Genomic DNA, 1,401 nt, shown 5'->3' on the forward strand with positions numbered 1-1,401 from the left:
TTGACGCAGGCGCAGTTCGATGCGCTGGTGGTGGGACTGCCCTGGGAGCGCCTGCCAGAGATGACTGTGATCACCCGTCTATAGCCCTTCGCAGGGAGCGCGTTCACAGCGCAATTCCCAATGACGCGAAGCAGCCGGTCTTGCATGATGRGAACCCATGCAGGACCTGCACAACCTCAAGGACGAAGACCTCCAAGGTCTGMCCCCCGAGGCGGTCACGGCGCTYGCGCAGCAGATGCTGCAGCAGATCCAGCGCCARGCGCAGGACATCCGYCTGAAGGACGCCAAGCTCGAGAAACTCACGTTCGAGCTGGCTCGSCACAAGGCCTGGAAGTTCGGTGCGAAGTCCGAGGCGATGAGCGCCGAGCAGCGCCGGCTGTTCGAGGAGACGCTGACYGAAGACGAKGCCGCTCTGGAGGCCCTGCTGAAGCAGGCGCAGGGCACGCCGCCRGATGACAYAGCCGCGTCGTCCAGGCGTAAGCCGCGACGCCAGCCCCTGCCCGACCATCTGCGTCGCGTGCAGCATGACCATGASCCCGAGGACACCGCMTGCCCAAGCCCGGGCTGCGGCAAGCCGATGGTGCGCGTGGGCGAGGACATCAGCGAGAAGCTGGACATCGTGCCGGCGGAGTTCTTCGTGCACCGACACGTCTACGGCAAGTGGGCGTGCCGCTGYTGCCAACGCCTGGTGCAAGAAGCCGTCGAGCCGCAGATCATCGACGGCGGCATGCCCGCAGCCGGCCTGGTGGCGCACACCCTGATCAGCCGCTTCGTGGATCACCTGCCGTACTACCGCCAGGAGGCCATCAACGCGCGTTCGGGCGTGCACACGCCGCGCTCGACACTGGCAGCCTGGTCTGGCCGAGGCGGTGCGGCACTGGAGCCGCTTTACGACGCGCACAAGCGCTTCGTGCTCTCCGCCCGGGTGCTCCATGCCGACGAAACGCCGGTGGCCCTGCTCGACCCGGGTCGGGGCAAGACCAAGAAGGCCTACGTCTGGGCCTACGCACGCAGCGCCTTCGATCCAGTGCCGGGCGTGATCTATGACTTCTGCGAGGGACGCGGCGCGCAGTATCCGATCGCGTTCCTGGGCGCTGGGGGTGGTCAGGACGAGCGAAGTTGGCGCGGCACGCTGGTGCGCGATGAATACAAGGCCTACGACAGCGTGATGAGTGCCACGCCCGGACGCATCGCCGCCGGATGCCTTGCCCATGCCAGACGCAAGTTCGATGAACTGCTGCTCGACTCGGGAAAGAGCGCTGTCGCTGAGGAGGCGCTGCGTCGCATCGCGGAGATCTACCGCCTCGAGCGAGAGCTGTCGGCGCTGACGAGCGATGAGCGGCTGTCGAGAAGATGCAGCCATGCGAAGCCACTGTGGGCGGACCTGCATGCATGGCTGCA

At 66.4% G+C, this 1,401-nt stretch carries 1 protein-coding gene; it reads left to right on the top strand.

Annotated elements, in window-relative coordinates; all coding sequences use genetic code 11:
* Nucleotides 1–157: 157 nt before the first annotated feature.
* Nucleotides 158–1,401: IS66 family transposase (gene tnpC / locus AC1DF3_RS36845; protein ID WP_478142791.1), on the top strand; the 1,244-nt coding region annotated here is incomplete at its 3' end.

Source organism: Variovorax sp. 10N432 (assembly GCF_056394465.1).